Source organism: Paracoccus sp. (in: a-proteobacteria) (assembly GCF_047605025.1).
Classification (GTDB): Bacteria; Pseudomonadota; Alphaproteobacteria; order Rhodobacterales; family Rhodobacteraceae; genus Paracoccus.
In genome coordinates, this window is record NZ_JASGGO010000001.1 from 174,050 (window position 1) to 188,484 (window position 14,435).

The 14,435-nt window shown below is 67.5% G+C and carries 15 protein-coding genes; 7 read left to right on the forward strand and 8 right to left on the reverse strand.

Annotation, left to right across the window (positions count from 1 at the left end; translation table 11 throughout):
- Positions 1 to 3: 3 nt before the first annotated feature.
- Genes QM682_RS00775 through QM682_RS00790 form a run of 4 tightly spaced genes read right to left on the reverse strand, consistent with a single transcriptional unit; the run spans position 4 to position 3,783 of the window.
- Positions 4 to 741, reverse strand: a complete 738-nt coding sequence (locus tag QM682_RS00775; protein ID WP_415126094.1) for a GntR family transcriptional regulator — start codon at positions 739 to 741, stop codon at positions 4 to 6.
- On the reverse strand, positions 728 to 1,705 hold the full coding sequence (gene denD, locus QM682_RS00780) for a D-erythronate dehydrogenase (RefSeq protein ID WP_415126096.1): 978 nt from the start codon (positions 1,703 to 1,705) through the stop codon (positions 728 to 730). Before denD ends, QM682_RS00775 begins: the two co-directional genes overlap by 14 nt.
- A gap of 30 nt (positions 1,706 to 1,735) precedes the next feature.
- On the reverse strand, positions 1,736 to 2,872 hold the full coding sequence (locus tag QM682_RS00785) for a fumarylacetoacetate hydrolase family protein (protein WP_415126098.1): 1,137 nt from the start codon (positions 2,870 to 2,872) through the stop codon (positions 1,736 to 1,738).
- On the reverse strand, positions 2,872 to 3,783 hold the full coding sequence (locus QM682_RS00790; protein ID WP_415126100.1) for a dihydrodipicolinate synthase family protein: 912 nt from the start codon (positions 3,781 to 3,783) through the stop codon (positions 2,872 to 2,874). The genes QM682_RS00785 and QM682_RS00790 overlap by 1 nt, the downstream gene beginning before the upstream one ends.
- Positions 3,784 to 3,923: 140 nt before the next feature.
- Between QM682_RS00790 and QM682_RS00795 the strand changes: the two genes are divergently transcribed.
- From QM682_RS00795 to QM682_RS00825, 7 genes are all read left to right on the forward strand, one after another.
- Entirely contained in the window at positions 3,924 to 5,705 is a 1,782-nt protein-coding gene (locus tag QM682_RS00795; protein WP_415126102.1) for an IlvD/Edd family dehydratase, read from the forward strand.
- A gap of 23 nt (positions 5,706 to 5,728) precedes the next feature.
- Positions 5,729 to 6,463 carry an SDR family oxidoreductase gene (locus tag QM682_RS00800; protein WP_415126104.1) on the forward strand — a complete coding sequence of 245 codons (735 nt, stop codon included), beginning with the start codon at positions 5,729 to 5,731 and terminating at the stop codon, positions 6,461 to 6,463.
- Between the two features lie 13 nt (positions 6,464 to 6,476).
- Positions 6,477 to 7,415 (forward strand): 2-hydroxyacid dehydrogenase, encoded by a 939-nt coding sequence (locus QM682_RS00805; RefSeq protein WP_415126106.1) that lies wholly within the window; start codon positions 6,477 to 6,479, stop codon positions 7,413 to 7,415.
- A 12-nt stretch (positions 7,416 to 7,427) separates the two neighbouring features.
- Entirely contained in the window at positions 7,428 to 8,102 is a 675-nt protein-coding gene (locus tag QM682_RS00810; RefSeq protein ID WP_415126108.1) for a GntR family transcriptional regulator, read from the forward strand.
- Positions 8,099 to 9,019, forward strand: a complete 921-nt coding sequence (locus tag QM682_RS00815; RefSeq protein ID WP_415126110.1) for a DMT family transporter — start codon at positions 8,099 to 8,101, stop codon at positions 9,017 to 9,019. Before QM682_RS00810 ends, QM682_RS00815 begins: the two co-directional genes overlap by 4 nt.
- Positions 9,020 to 9,029: 10 nt before the next feature.
- Positions 9,030 to 9,872 carry an ureidoglycolate lyase gene (locus QM682_RS00820; protein ID WP_415126112.1) on the forward strand — a complete coding sequence of 281 codons (843 nt, stop codon included), beginning with the start codon at positions 9,030 to 9,032 and terminating at the stop codon, positions 9,870 to 9,872.
- A gap of 62 nt (positions 9,873 to 9,934) precedes the next feature.
- A complete protein-coding gene (locus QM682_RS00825) occupies positions 9,935 to 10,690 on the forward strand; it encodes a hydroxypyruvate isomerase family protein (RefSeq protein ID WP_415126114.1) in 756 nt (251 codons plus the stop codon).
- Positions 10,691 to 10,755: 65 nt separating this feature from the next.
- Here the strand turns inward: QM682_RS00825 and ltnD are convergent, their stop codons facing one another.
- The 4 genes from ltnD to QM682_RS00845 form a co-directional block, all read right to left on the reverse strand.
- Complete coding sequence (gene ltnD, locus QM682_RS00830) at positions 10,756 to 11,661, reverse strand: L-threonate dehydrogenase (protein ID WP_415126116.1); 906 nt, start codon at positions 11,659 to 11,661, stop codon at positions 10,756 to 10,758.
- A gap of 101 nt (positions 11,662 to 11,762) precedes the next feature.
- Positions 11,763 to 12,527, reverse strand: coding sequence for a GntR family transcriptional regulator (locus tag QM682_RS00835; protein ID WP_415126118.1), 765 nt, complete (start codon positions 12,525 to 12,527; stop codon positions 11,763 to 11,765).
- A gap of 45 nt (positions 12,528 to 12,572) precedes the next feature.
- A complete protein-coding gene (locus QM682_RS00840) occupies positions 12,573 to 13,580 on the reverse strand; it encodes an aldose epimerase family protein (protein WP_415126120.1) in 1,008 nt (335 codons plus the stop codon).
- Positions 13,577 to 14,428, reverse strand: coding sequence for an SMP-30/gluconolactonase/LRE family protein (locus tag QM682_RS00845; protein WP_415126122.1), 852 nt, complete (start codon positions 14,426 to 14,428; stop codon positions 13,577 to 13,579). The genes QM682_RS00840 and QM682_RS00845 overlap by 4 nt, the downstream gene beginning before the upstream one ends.
- Positions 14,429 to 14,435 lie beyond the last annotated feature (7 nt).

Below are 14,435 nucleotides of genomic sequence, written 5' to 3' on the forward strand. Positions count from 1 at the left end.
CGCCTAGACCAGGCCGCCATGGCCCAATGACCGGGCCAGCAATTCCAGCTGCTGCGCATCGGCGCGGTCGCGATGGGCGGTGTGGCGTATCCGGGCCAGATGCCGATCCCCCGCAAGCACCGCCTCAAGGATGCCGCGATGCTCGCGATCGGAATCCACGGGCAGGGGGCGCAGCGGCAGGATCATCATGCGGGCGCGATATTGCTGGCCCCAGAAGGCGCTGATCGCATCCTGCAAGCGGCTATTGCCGCAATGCAGGACGATGCGAGAGTGGAATTCGTCGTCCAGGTCCGACCAACGGGCGATGTCGCCCGCCGCCGTCGCGGCCTCCATCTCATCGGGCATGCGGATCAGCGCGGGAATCTCGGCCTGGGGGATGCCGCGCGCGGCGGCCAGTTCCACGGCACGCACCTCAAGCGCCGAGAACACGTCCAGGATATTGCCGAAATCCTGCAAGGACAGCGGCTTGACGGTGACGCCATGACGGGGACGAACCTCGACCAGGCCCTCTTCCTCCAGCTTGATCACGGCCTCGCGGACGGGGGTGCGGGACAGGGACAGAAGCCCGGCAAGCTCGGTTTCCAGCAGCGTGGTGCCGGGCGCAAGCCGCCCGGTCAGGATGCGGTAGCGCAGGTCGTGATAGGCGCGGTCGCGCGCGGGCATCTCGGCCAGGCCATGCAGGCTTGGGGCGGGACGCGCCGCGCGCTGGCGTCTGGGGGGAACCGGATCACGCGGCCGCATCTTCGCTGTCGCGGATATGGGCGCGGATGATCGACTGGAAATCCGGGTCCGCGGCGAAGCCCGCCGCCAGTGCGCGCTCGGGCGCGAAATCCTGCGGCCAGCCCGCGACAATGGTGCGGATGGTCTGGTCGGGTTCGCGCCTGATGCGGGCGACGGCGGCATCGCCCGCCACCGCGCGCAGCGCCTCGATCATGTCGGTGATGCTGACGCACAGCCCCGGCATGGTCAGGCAGCGCCGCACGCCAAGCTGGCCGGTTTCCATGGTCGCTGCGTGCAGCAGGAAGCCCACCGCCGCGTCGGGGCTGGCGACCCAGTGGCGCACGTCGTCGTCAACCGGAAGCACGGCGTCGAGGCCGGCCAGCGGTTCGCGGATGATCCCCGAGAAGAAGCCGGAAGCGGCCTTGTTCGGTTTGCCGGGCCTGACCACGATGGTCGGCAGGCGGATGCCCACGCCGTCGAGGAAGCCCTTGCGCGAATAGTCGTTCAGCAGCAGTTCGCCGATCATCTTCTGCGCGCCGTAGCTGGTCATCGGCGCGGTGATGAAGGTGTCGGTGATCTTGTCCTCGAACGGGGCGCCGAAGACGGCGATGGACGAGGTATAGACCACGCGCGGATGATAATCCGCGCCCTGCGCCCGGATCGCCTCGAACAGGTGGCGGGTGCCGTCCAGGTTGATGGCATAACCCTTGTCGAAATCGGCTTCGGCCTCGCCCGAGACGATGGCGGCGAGGTGAAAGATCACGTCGGGCCGGTCCGCCACCAGGCTTTCGACCGTCGCGCGATCAGAGATGTCGCCCGCGATCTCGGTGACCCTCACGCCCCTGGTCGTGTCCAGCCCGGCCTTCACCACGTCGAAGGCGGTCAGTGCATCCACAGGCTTCCCGCCAAGGGCGCCGTCCCGCAGGATGGATAGCGCCAGCCTGCGGCCCACCATGCCCGCAGCGCCGATGATCAACAGCTTCATGTCCGAACCTTCCTCCTTCGCTCCGATGCTTTATGTATACATTGTTCCATCCGGCGGCGCCAGAGGCTCGATCAGCCCGCGCCCCGCCAGATTGCGCATCAGGGCCGAGGTGCCGAAGCGCCATTCCGGGCATTCGGTCGAAAGCCGCACGGTGTTTTCCAGCACGCCCAGATGCGGCTCACTGATGATCACGCGGTCGCCCGGCTTGTGGGTAAAACCCTGGCCCGGCGCGCCGCGGTCCTTGGTCGGGGCGAAGAGAGTGCCCAGAAACAGCAGGACCCCGTCCGGGTATTGGTGGTGCCGGCCTATCATCTGGCCGACCAGATCCGCCGGATCGCGGCTGATCTGGGACATGGAACTGGCGCCGTCCAGCACGAAACCGTCCTGCCCCTCGACGCGCAGGGTCAGTTCGGCCCGGCGCACGTCGTCCAGGCCGTAGCCCGCATCGAACAGCCGGATCATCGGCCCGATGGCGCATGAGGCGTTGTTGTCCTTGGCCTTGCCCAGCAGCAGCGCCGAGCGCCCCTCGACATCGCGCAGGTTCACGTCATTGCCCAGGGTGGCGCCCTTGATCCGGCCCCGGCTGTCCACGGCCAGCACGATCTCGGGCTCGGGGTTGTTCCAGCGGCTGATCGGGTGCAGGCCCACATCGGCGCCATGACCGACGGCGGCCATGGGCTGGCACTTGGTGAAGATCTCGGCATCGGGGCCGATGCCCACCTCAAGATATTGCGACCAAAGGCCCTCGGTCAGCAGCGTCTCCTTGACGCGGGCGGCCTCGGGCGAGCCGGGCCTGATGCCGCGCAGACTGGCGCCGATGGCCGCACCGATGCGGGCGCGGATCGCCTCGGCGGCATCGGGATCGCCAGCGGCCTGCTCTTCGATCACGCGCTCGACCATCGAGGCGGCGAAGGTCACGCCGCTGGCCTTGATCGCTTGCAGGTCGGGCGGCGCCAGCAGGGTGAAATCGCCGACCGCCTCGCCCGGTATGGCCGCCACATGCGCCGCCGGGTCGTCCAGTTCGATCAGGTCGCGCATGGTCGGCACGGCGCGGGTGGTGATGTCGAAAAGCCCCCCGTCGCGCCGGACGACAAGGCAAGGCCCGATGCCGGGGCGCCAGACGCGGCCGACGAAAAGCCCGGTCGCGGGCAGGTTCGCGAATGCCATCATTTCCCCCAATTCAGCGCCACCGGCTCCAGAGGGCGCACAAGGTCCAGAAGCATCGCCCGCGTCGCCGGGTGCAGCGCCGGAATCGGATGGCGGCTGAAGTCGGAACGGATGACGCCGCCTTCTTTCATCACCGCCTTGGCCGAACGGAAGCCGCATTGCCGGTTCTCGTGGTTCACGGCGGGCAGGATCCGGGCATAGGCCGCCGTCGCCGCCGCCCGGTCGCCCGCCGCCCAATGGGTCAGCACGGGCTTGATCTGGTCGGGGATCATCGCGCTGGTCATGCTGCCCGTCGCGCCCGCGTCCAGATCGGCCAGAAGCGTGATCGCCTCTTCGCCGTCGAACGGGCCTTCGATGGCATCGCCCCCCGCCGCGATCAGCGCGCGCAGTTTCGCCGCGGCCTGAGGGCATTCGATCTTGAACAGCTTCACCTGCTCGATTTCCCGTGCCATGCGGACCAGAAGCGGCACCGGCAGGTCCACGCCCGACAGGGGCGCGTCCTGGACCATGATCGGGATCCCGACCTTCGAGGCTTCGGCGAACTGCTCGAATGTCTGCTCGGCCGTGCCCTTCAGCAGCGCGCCGTGATAGGGCGGCATCAGCATCACCATGGCCGCGCCCAGATCCTTGGCCAGCCGTGCGCGCTGGACCACCAGCGGCGTCGAGTAATGGCTGATCGTGACGATCACCGGCACGCGGCCGGCCACATGCTCCAGCGACAGCCGCGTCAGCGCCTCGCGTTCCGCGTCCGAGATCAGGAACTGCTCCGAGAAATTCGCCAGGATGCAGATGCCGTCGACGCCCTGATCGACCATGCAGTCCAGGATGCGGCGGTTGCCTTCGTCATCCACGGCGCCGCCGTCGTGAAACGCAACCGGCGCGACAGGCCAGATGCCCGAATATCTTGCCATTGCGGCCCCCCCTCCAAACCTGCTGGAACGGTATACCAAAATTCGCGCGGCGCAAGCAGCCCCCTTTCCCAATCGAGAAATCCGGTATACCAAATTCCCGACCCAGCCGACCAAAGGATGCCAGGAGAGGGGATCACGTCATGGGAAACACCCGCGCGAACAAGCGTTTCCGGTCTCAGGAATGGTTCGACAACCCGAACAATCCAGGCATGACCGCGCTTTACGTCGAACGCTACCTGAACCAGGAATACACCCGCGAGGAACTGCAATCCGCCCGCCCGATCATCGGCATCGCGCAGACCGGCAGCGATCTGTCGCCCTGCAACAAGATCCATGTCTTTCTGATGGACCGCATCAAGGCGGGCATCCGCGACGGCGGCGGCATCCCGATGGAGTTTCCCGTCCATCCGATCCAGGAAACCGGCAAGCGCCCTACCGCCGCGCTGGACCGCAACCTGGCCTATCTGGGCCTGGTCGAGGTTCTGCACGGCTATCCGCTGGACGGGGTGGTGCTGACCACCGGCTGCGACAAGACCACCCCCGCCATGCTGATGGGCGCGGCCACGGTGGACATTCCGGCGATCACGCTGAACGGCGGGCCGATGCTGGACGGCTGGTGGAAGGGCAGGCGCGCCGGCTCGGGCACCGTGGTCTGGGAAAGCCGCCGCCTGCTGTCGGAAGGCAAGATCGACTATGAGGAGTTCATGTCCCGCGTCTGTGCCAGCGCGCCCAGCCTTGGCCATTGCAACACCATGGGCACCGCCAGCACCATGAATGCCATGGCCGAGGCGTTGGGCATGTCGCTGACCGGCTGCTCGGCCATTCCCGCGCCCTTCCGCGAACGGATGAACATGGCGTATCTTAGCGGCAAGCGCATCGTGGACATGGTCTATGACGATCTGAAGCCCAGCGACATCATGACCCGCGCGGCCTTCGAGAACGCCATCGTGGTCAATGCGGCCATCGGCGGCTCGACCAATGCGCCGCCGCATCTTCAGGCGGTGGCGCGGCATATGGGGGTGGAACTTGACGTGACCGACTGGCAGAAGGTCGGCTATGACGTGCCGCTTCTGGTGAACATGCAGCCCGCAGGCGAATATCTGGGCGAAAGCTTCTTTCACGCGGGCGGCGTGCCCGCGGTGATGGGCGAGCTGAAAAAGGCCGGCCGCCTGCATGAGGGCTGCATGACCGTCACCGGCGCGACCATGGGCCAGAACCTGCTCGGCTGGGAAAGCCGCGACCTGACGGTGATCCGGCCCTATGACGATCCGCTGCGCGCCAATGCGGGCTTCATCGTGCTGTCGGGCAACCTGTTCGATTCGGCGCTGATGAAGACCAGCGTGATCTCGCCGGATTTCCGGCGCCGTTTCCTGTCCCATCCCGGTGCCGAGGGCGTCCACGAGGCCCGCGCGATCGTCTTCGAAGGCCCCGAGGATTACCACGCCCGGATCAACGACTCTGAGCTGGCCATCGACGAGGACTGCATCCTGTTCATTCGCGGCGTGGGCTGCGTCGGCTATCCGGGCAGTGCCGAGGTGGTGAACATGCAGCCCCCCGACGCGCTGTTGCGGGCGGGGATCAACCACCTGCCCACGGTGGGCGACGGGCGGCAGTCGGGCACCTCGGAAAGCCCCTCGATCCTGAACGCCAGTCCCGAATCGGTGGTGGGGGGCGGGCTTGCCTATCTGCGAACCGGCGACCGGGTGCGGCTGGACCTGAACGCGGGCACCCTGAACGCGCTGGTCGACGACGCCGAATGGCGGGCGCGCCGCGACGCCTGGACGCCCCCCGCGCTGGAATGCCAGACCCCCTGGGAAGAAATCTATCGCAAAGAGGTGGGGCAGCTTGCGCAGGGCGGTTGCCTGGAACTGGCCACCGCCTATCAAAAGACGCGCCGGACCCTGCCGCGCGACAACCATTGATGCCTGACAGCAAAGGAGAGGGCATGAGGAACATCCTGATCACGGGCGGCGGCAGCGGCGTGGGCCGTATCACGGCGCGCCATTTCCTGGAGAATGGCTGGCGGGTCGGGCTGATCGGCCGCCGCGCCGATGCCCTGGCCGAGACCGCCGGCGGCGATCCGAACGCGCTGGTCCTGCCCTGTGATGTGACCGACGAGGCGGCGGTCGACGCGGCCTTCGCCAAGGCGGCCCAGACCTGGGGGCGGCTTGACGTGCTGTTCAACAATGCCGGCGCGGTGCTGATGTCGCGGCTGATCGACGATATCAGCTATGACGAATGGCGCGCGGTGACGGATGTGAACATCTCGGGCATGTTCCTTTGTGCCCGCGCGGCGTTTCGCCAGATGCGCCGGCAGGACCCGATGGGCGGGCGCATCATCAACAACGGCTCGGTCTCGGCGGATGTGCCGCGTCCCGGCTCGGTGCCCTATACGGTTTCGAAGCACGCCGTCACCGGGCTGACGCGCACGCTGTCGCTGGACGGGCGGCCCTTCAACATTGCCTGCGGCCAGGTGGACATCGGCAATGCGCTGACCGATATGGCGCAGGCGATGACCAAGGGCGTGCCGCAGGCCGATGGCTCGATCCGGGTCGAGCCGGTGATGGACGCGCTGCAAGTCGCGCGCGCCGTCTATCACATGGCCGATCTGCCCGAGGGGACGAATGTGCAATGGCTGACGGTGATGGCAACCAACATGCCCTATATCGGGCGCGGATGAGAGGGAGAGGGGCATGACCCGAGTTCTGGCCGTCGGCCGCTATTCCGACCACGACGCGCAGGCCCTGGCCCAGGAATGCGGCGCGCGCCTGCTGGACGGGCTGGACCGGATCGCGGACCTGCCCGCCGACCAGCGCGAGGAAGTGCGCGGCCTGGCCTATATGGGCCACGCGCCCCTGGACGGCGCGGTCATGGACCTGCTGCCCGGCCTGCGGGTGATCGCCAATTTCGGCGTGGGCTTCGATGCCATCGACATCGCGGCGGCCTCGGCGCGGGGCATTGCCGTGACCAATACGCCCGACGTTCTGAACGACGACGTGGCCGACCTGGCCGTCGCGCTGCTGATCGCCCAGTCGCGCCGCATGAACGCGGCCGAGATCTGGATGCGGCAAGGCAACTGGACCCAGGGACAGGGTTTTCCCTTGGGGCGCAAGATGTCGGGCCGCAAGGTCGGCGTGCTGGGTCTGGGCCGCATCGGGCGCGAGATCGCCGACCGGCTGGCGGGCTTCAAATGCAAGATCGAATATTTCTCGCGCAGCGAGAAAAAGACGCCCGGCTGGGTCTGGCACGACGATCCCGTGGCCCTGGCCCGCGCGGTCGATGATCTGGTGATCGCCGTGGTCGGCGGCCCCGAGACCGAGGGCATCGTCTCGGCCGAGGTGATCGCCGCCCTTGGCCCGGACGGGGTGCTGGTGAATATCGCCCGCGGCTCGGTCGTGGATGAGGGGGCGCTGCTGGATGCGCTGGAAACCGGGGCGATCCGGGGCGCGGGGCTGGACGTGTTCCGCTCGGAGCCCGAAATAGACCCGCGCTTCCTGGCTTTGCGGAACGTGACCCTGCTGCCGCATGTCGGCTCGGCCACGGTCGAGACGCGGGCCAGGATGGGCGAGTTGCAGCGCCGCAACCTGATCGCGGTGCTGGACGGCCAGCCCGCCGTCACCCCGGTCAACTGAGGGAGAGCGGCGATGGCCGGGGACACGCTTGCCGAAGCCATCGCCTATGAGTTGCGGCGCGAGATCCTGCGCGGCAACCTGCCCCCCGGCGCCCCGATCAAGGAGCGCGACAATGCCGAGCGTCAGGGCGTCTCGCGCACCCCCATGCGCGAGGCGATCCGCATTCTTGCCAAAGAGGGGCTGGTCGTGCTGCGGCCCCTGCGCAGCCCGGTCGTGGCCGATCCCTCGCTGGACGAGGTGGTGGACCAGGTGCGCGTGCTGCATGCGCTTGAACTTCTGTCCGGGGAACTGGCCTGCGAAAAGGCGAGCGATGCCGAAATCGCCGCCATCGGCCTGCTGAAGGACCGGATCGAGGCGATCTATGGCCAGGCCGATCCGCTGGACGTGTTCGAGCTGGACATGCAGTTTCACGCCGCCATCGTCGCCGCCTCGCATAATACGGCGCTGGCGCAGACGCACGGTTCTTATATGGCGCGGCTATGGCGCGCGCGCTATCTGTCGGCGCGGCGCAAACTCTCGCGAGAGCGGGTGCTGGCCCAGCACCGGGCGATCCATACCGCGCTGGCGGCGCGCGACGCGACCGATATCAAGGCCCGGATCGACGGCCATCTGGGCGCGATGATCGCCAATATCCGCGATCATTTCCACGAAGAAACCGGCCCGATGAAGGATCTGCCAGAAGAATGAGGAAAAGCGGCAATCTGACCGGCATCGTGCTTTTCGCCGGGGCCGTCGCGCTGTTCGCCTCGCTGGATGCGACGGCGAAATGGCTGATGGCGGCGGGGCTTGCGACGTTGCAGGTCGTGTTCCTGCGCTACCTGGGGCATCTGGTGGCGACGCTGGCCGTGACGCTGCCGCGCACCGGGCTGGGCGTCCTGCGCTCGATCAATCCCAGGCTGCAACTCCTGCGCTCGCTTTGCCTGCTGGGCAGCACCGGGCTGAACTTCGTCGCGCTGAGCCAGTTGCCCGTCACGACCGTCACGGCGGTGATGTTCGCAAGCCCGGTCCTGGTCACGCTGCTGGCGGTGCCGCTTCTGGGAGAGCAGGTCTCGGTGCTGCAATTCGTCGCGATCCTGCTGGGCTTCTTTGGCGTGGTGATCATCGTCTCGCCCTGGGAGACGACCTTCGATCCGGCGATCTTCTTTTCGCTGGGGTCATGCGTCTGCACGTCCTGCTATTTCATCCTGACCCGGATGCTGGCGCGCGAGGCGACTGCGACCCAGCAGGTCTGGACCAGCGGCATCGCCGTGCTGTGCCTGGCGCCGCTGGCCCTGATGACCTGGCAGGCGCCGAAAGACGGGCTGACGGTGCTGATGATGTGCATGATCGGGCTTTTCGGCGTGGCCTCGCACAGCCTGGTGACGCTGGCGCATCGCATCGCCGATGCCTCGGTCCTGGCGCCGGTGGTCTATCTTCAACTTCTGTTCTCGGGCATCCTGGGCTGGCTGGTCTTTGACCAACTGCCCGGCGCCTCGACCCTGACCGGGGCGCTGGTCGTCATCGCCGGAGGGGCGCTGCTTTGGCTTTCGGGGCGCCGAAAGAGAATCGCGGCGATCAGGACTTCCGCCGTCTCGATTTCCGAGGAAAAGTCACAACCGAAATAGGAGGAGAAAGATGAAACTTCTGCGCTATGGCCCCGAGGGCCAGGAAAAGCCCGGCCTGCTGGACGGCGAGGGCCTGATCCGCGACCTGTCGGATCACGTGGCCGATATCGCCGGCGAGGCGCTGACCCCCGAGGGGCTGGCCAGGCTTGCCGCGCTGGACCCCGCGTCGCTGCCGCTGGTCCAGGGCAATCCGCGCCTGGGTGCCTGCGTCGGCGATGTGCGCAAGTTCATCGCCATCGGTCTGAACTATGCCGATCACGCCGCCGAAAGCGGCATGGCGGTTCCGTCCGAGCCGGTGGTCTTCAACAAATGGACAAGCTGCATCGTCGGGCCGGATGACGACATCGTCCTGCCCCCCGGCTCGGTCAAATCCGATTGGGAAGTCGAACTGGGTATCGTCATCGGCAAGACCGCGCGCCAGGTCGGCCAGGATCAGGCCCTGGAGCATGTCGCGGGCTATTGCGTGATCAACGACGTGTCCGAGCGCGAATGGCAGCTTGAACATGGCAGCACATGGGACAAGGGCAAGGGGTTCGACACATTCGGCCCGATCGGTCCCTGGATGGTGACCCGCGACGAGGTGCCCGATCCGCAGGATCTGGACATGTGGCTGGAGGTGGACGGCAAGCGTTATCAGGACGGCTCGACCCGGACCATGATTTTCGGCGTGGCCGAGCTTGTGGCCTATTGCTCGCGGCTGATGACGCTGCTGCCGGGGGATGTGATCACCACCGGCACGCCTCCGGGCGTGGGCATGGGGCAGAAGCCTCCGGTCTTTCTGAAGGGCGGCGAGGTGGTCCGTCTGGGCATCCAGGGCCTGGGCGAACAGCAGCAGCGCGTGCGTAAGGGTTGACGGCTGGTCGGGACGGCGGCGGGTCCGCCGTCCCCTTGCCTTTGCGGAGAGAGGGGGGAGAGATGCGGTTTTCCGCGAATCTGGGTTTTCTTTGGGCCGATCTGCCCCTGCCGCAAGCCATCGCGGCGGCTGCGGCTGCGGGGTTCGATGCCGTCGAATGCCATTGGCCCTATGCGGTTGCGCCCGCCGAGGTCGCGGCGGCGCTGTCGGCCGCCGGCCTGCCGATGCTGGGGCTGAACACCCTGCGCGGCAAGCCGGGCGAGAACGGGCTTTCAGCCCTGCCGGGCCGCGAGGCCGAGGCGCGGGCCGAGATCGACCGTGCCATCGCCTATGCCCGCGCGACCGGCTGCGGCGCGATCCATGTCATGGCGGGTTTTGCCGAAGGCCCCGCCGCCGAGGCGATCTTTCTGGCCAATCTGGACCATGCCTGCCGCGCCGCGCCGGACCTGACCATGCTGATCGAGCCGCTGAACCATTATGACGCGCCGGGCTATTTCCTGTCCCGCTCGGACCAGGCGGCGCGGCTGATCGAGCGGGCCGGGCATGAGAACCTGAAGCTGATGTTCGATTGCTATCACTTGCAGATCATGGAGGGCGATCTGACCCGGCGCTTGCGGCGGCATCTGCCGATCATCGGCCATGTCCAGATCGCCGCCGTCCCCGACCGCGGCGCGCCGGATCATGGCGAATTGGATTACCGCCATATCCATGGGGTGCTGCGGGAACTGGGCTGGGGCCGGCCCATCGGCGCGGAATACAAGCCCGCCGGCCCGACCGGCGAGAGCCTGGGCTGGTTGCCGAGTTTGCGCGGGGTTTGACCGCCTGCCCCGGCGGCGCGGCCGCATGGGTATTTGGAAAACGAAGAAGGGGAGGGGGGCGGTGCCTAGCCGGAGGTGCCGGGGAGCGGAACCCGCGCTTTCGCGGCCAGGATCTTGGCCACGGCGGCATCGGCCTCGCGGCCAAGGCCCGCTGCGGCGGCGGCCTGGAAGAGAGCGAGCGCGGCATCGGCCTGCGGCACGGGGGCGCCCAGGCTTTCGGCGGCGCCGGTGACGATGCCCAGGTCCTTGACGAAGATATCCACCGCCGAAAACGGTGTGTAATCGCCTGAGACGACCTGCGGGCCACGGTTCTGGAACATCCAGCTATTGCCCGCGCATTCGGTGATCACCTGTTGCACGCGGGCGAGGTCGAGGCCGGATTTCGCGGCAAGCACCATCGCCTCGGCCATGGCGGCGATATGGATGCCGGCGAGATGCTGGTTGATCAGCTTCATCCGGCTGCCCGCGCCGGGCTGGTCGCCCAGGCGGAAGACCTTGGCCGCGATGGCGTCGAGCGCGGGCTGGATGCGGGTGAAGGCTTCGGGCGGACCCGAGGCCATGATGCTGATCTGGCCCTCGCGCGCCTTGGCCGCGCCGCCCGAGACCGGGGCGTCGATGGCGGTCATGCCCTCTTGTGCGAGCCGGTCGGCGATGGCCTGCATGTCGTCGGGCGTCATCGTGGGGCAAAGGACGAAGACCGTGCCGGGGCGCGCCGCCGCCACCGCGCCATCCCGGCCGAAAAGCACGGCGCGGGTCTGGGCTGCGTTGACGAGGTAGAGAAAGACGGCATCGGCATCGCCCGCCGCCTCGGCCGGGCTGGCGACCGGCACGCCGCCCGCCGCCGCAAGCTCGGCCATGGGCGCGGGGTTCAGGTCCAGCCCGCGCACCGGCAGGCCGGCGCGTGCCAGCGACAGCGCGGCACCGATCCCCATCGAGCCGAGTCCGATCACCGCGGTTTCAAGTTTGTCCATCGGTCCCTCCTTTGGCCCGCTGAGGGGCAGGATCGGCAAAGGCCCCGATCTTGTCAATCGAGCCTGCCCGCCCGCCACCCGGTCGCCCATCCGCCCTGCCGTCAGACATTCACGCTGAGATCGTAATGCATCCGCGCAAGGCCCGGCTCGGTCTGCTCGAAAAGCTCGGGTGAAAGCTGGACTATGGCGGGCAGGTCCTCGAACACGCGGCGCAGGTGCAGGCGCATCAGGGCTTCGGCCTTGTCGGGATCGCGTTCAGCGATGGCCTCGACCACGTTGCGGTGCTGCTCCAGCATCACATCGGGCGGGGTCATGGCCGAGACCAGGTGCCGCACCCGGTCGAGATGGATCTTGAGGCCGTGGAGATGCGTCCAGACCAGGCTTTTTCCGGCGATCGCGGCAAGGGTCGAATGAAACTCCTCGTCCAGGGCGAAGATGGTCTGATGATCGTCCTGGCCCAGCCCCGCCTGAAGGCCCAGAATCCGGTTCAACTGGTCGATCTGCGGCGCCTGTGCCAGTCGGGCGGCGATGCGGGTGATGTCGGCCTCGACCGATTCGCGGATGAAGCGGGTGTCCAGCACCCATTCCATGTTGATCCGGGTGATGAAGGTGCCGCGCTGGGGCCGTACTTCTAGCAGGCCCTCGCCCGCCAGGCGGATGAACGCCTCGCGCACCGGCTGGCGGGACAGATCGTATTGACCGGCCACGTCCTGTTCCGACAGGCGCTGACCAGGCTGCAATTCGCCGCTGATGATGCGCTTGCGCAGCGCGGCATGCATCTGGGCCGCTGCCGGCAATTCCGATACGGCGGCAACCGGCGCGCGCGCAGGTGGCTGCTGGGGGATATTGGCGGCTTCGGAACTCATGGCATCCTCCTGCTGAGGCCATTTCGGCTTAGGCGGGGGCGGGCGTCAACCATCTGGGTTGCCGCCGAAGCTTAGCGATGTGGTCTGGCGATAGATCTGGCCCAGCGGCAACAGCGCGCTGGGATATTGCGGATGGTTCGGCGCGTCGGGCCAAAGCTGCGATTCCAGCGCGATCCCGGCATGGGGCTGATAGGGGCGGCCGGACAGACCGGAAGGGCCGGGGCGGATATGATGGCCCGCATAGACCTGCAAGCCCGGCTCGGTCGAGGCGATGTCCAGCGTCAGGCGGCGGCTGCGCAGCCGCGCGGCCGGACGCAATTCGCGCGACTTGCGCGGATGAAGGCAAAGATTGTGGTCGATGACCGGACCCGACAGCCGTTCGGCCAGAAGGGTGGGCTGGCGGAAATCCATATGGCTGCCCTGGACCGGCGCGGGCGCGCCCAGGGGGATTCCCCATTCGTCCACGGGCAGATATTGCGTCGCGGGCGAGCTAAGCCGGTGCTGGGCGACGGTTCCGGTGCCGTCCAGGTTGAAATAGCTGTGCTGGGCGAAATTGCACAGGGTGGTGTCGAGCGCGCTGGCCAGAATCTCGATTTCGAGGCGGGGGCCTGGTTGGATGCGGTAGCTCGCCCGCACCAGGAGCGCGCCGGGAAAGCCCATATGACCCTCTGGCAGCCGGTCCGAGAACGAGATATGGCCCCGGCCCAGATCCACCCGGCGCCAGTTGCGGCTGCCGCTGCCGTCGCTGCCGCCGTGAAGGGTGTTGCGCCCCGCCTCGTTGCGGTCGAACTGGTATTGCCTGCCGTCGATCCCGGCGCGGCCATGGGCGATCCGGTTCGCCATCCGCCCGACGATGGCGCCGAAATAGCGGCCATGGGCGGTCAGGTAGGGGACCAGTTCGGGAAATCCCAGCACCAGCGGATGGTCCACGCCCGCCAGCCGCAGGTCGATCAGGCTTGCTCCCAGCGTCATGACCGAGATGGTCATGCCATGGGCGCTGATCGTGCTGCTGTGCACCTCGCTTCCATCGGGAAGGGTGCCGAACAGGGTCATGGCAGGATGATCCGAGGCTCGGGCAGGCCGCGCGTGCCGGGCGGGGGCAGGATATGCCAGCTTTGGCCGTCCTGGGGGCCGTCCAGCCCCTCGGCCGCGCTGGTCAGCAGGATCTGGTCCAGCGCCTCGCCCATGAAGGCGGGGCAGGTGGCTTGTTTCGCGGGGATCGAAACCTCGGCGATCTGGCGCCCGTCCGGGGCGTGGCAGACCAGCCGGCCCGTGCTCCAGCGGGCGTTCCAGAAATTTCCCGCCGCATCGGTGACGGCGCCATCGGGAAATTCGTCGCTGCCCGAGAAGTCCAGGAACACCTGGGGATCGGCGGCGGGCCAGCCCTCGGCATCAAGGGTCTGGCGAAAGACCGCCTGGCGGGCGGTGTCGGCGAAATAGGCCAGGCTGCGATCCGGCGCGAAACAGATCGCATTGGGGATGGAGATGCGGTCGTGCAGGCGCCGCAATTCGCCGCGATGAAAGCGATAGATCGCCCCTTGCCGCGGCGCCGCGTCCAGCGCCATGGTGCCGATCCAGAAGCCGCCCCAGGGATCGGTCCGCCCGTCATTCGAGCGGGTGCGGGGATTGTCGGCCTCAAGCGGGGTCAGGACGCGGCTTTCGCCGGTTTCCAGGTTGAAATCCAGCAGGGCGGTCGCGCTGGCGATCAGCAGCCGGTGCGTGTCGATCCAGCCCGCGGCCGAAACATGGTCGTCAAAGCGCCATTCCAGTTCCCGGCCGTCATGGCGGCTAAGCAGGCGGCGGCCCAGGATGTCGAACCAGAACACCTGCCGGCGCTGAGGATGCCAGAAGGCGCCCTCGCCCAATTCGCATCTGCGCGGATCGAAGAGGCTTTGCTTCATGTCAGGT